Genomic DNA, 800 nt, shown 5'->3' with positions numbered 1-800 from the left:
TGATCGGTATCCAGGGCGCGACGCTGACCCATCATCTCAACGCCATGGAGGCGCAGGGCCTGCTGATGCGCCGCCGCGACCCCGTCAACCGCCGGGTTCATCTGGTCGAATTGACCGAGGCCGGAGAAGCGATGTTCGAGACACTGCGCAAGGCCGCGCTCGTCTTCGACAAGCGGCTGCGAGTGGGATTGACCGACGAGCGTCTGGCGGAGTTCGCGCAGGTGCTGGCTGTGTTGCGGGGCAATGTCGGGGGATAGAACCCTGCGGACCAAGAATTTCCTTGGACTGGACTTCCCTCATCACATTTGTAACGTTCCATTGTCCGGCTGATCCTGGTGGGAAGAGGTCAGGCTCAACTCTTCTGTAAAATCTGTGCAAGAATACCGAAGCCGCTGGCTTCGGGAGCGAGAAGTCGCCGGAAAACCTAACAACGTTCGGGGGGACAAGTTGACCAAAGAAGATCTGTTCGTTCCGCGCCAGACCAACACGGCGCTTTACATCCAGCTATACGAGGCTGGATATCCGCTTGCCGATATCGCCAGGGTGCAGAAGGCGTATCGTGTGTGTTGCGCGATGTTCAACGGCCGTTATCGCAAGACGGGACGGCCTTTCATCTGCCATGCGGTGGGAGCTGCGTCGTCGGTCGCGCATTTCGACCAAAGCGTCGATCTTGTCCTCGCCGCTATGTTTCACGCCGCCTATGACGGAGGCCAGTATCCGGACGGCAAATCCAGCAGGCGAACCGATGCTCATCGCAAGTGGCTGGAGCAAAAAATTGGTCCTCGCGTCGAGGGTCTTGT

At 58.9% G+C, this 800-nt stretch carries 1 protein-coding gene and 1 pseudogene; both read left to right on the top strand.

All coding sequences use genetic code 11. The features are described from left to right. A pseudogene (locus EN969_RS33550) lies at window positions 1-257 on the top strand (MarR family transcriptional regulator); the annotation flags it as partial. Window positions 258-447: 190 nt separating this feature from the next. Continuing rightward, on the top strand, window positions 448-800 hold a 353-nt coding region (locus EN969_RS33545), incomplete at its 3' end, for a DUF6817 domain-containing protein (RefSeq protein WP_127419888.1).

Source organism: Mesorhizobium sp. M7A.F.Ca.CA.003.01.2.1, from assembly GCF_003998945.1.
In the GTDB taxonomy this organism is placed as follows: domain Bacteria; phylum Pseudomonadota; class Alphaproteobacteria; order Rhizobiales; family Rhizobiaceae; genus Mesorhizobium; species Mesorhizobium ciceri.
This window is presented reverse-complemented; position numbering and strand designations above follow the sequence as displayed.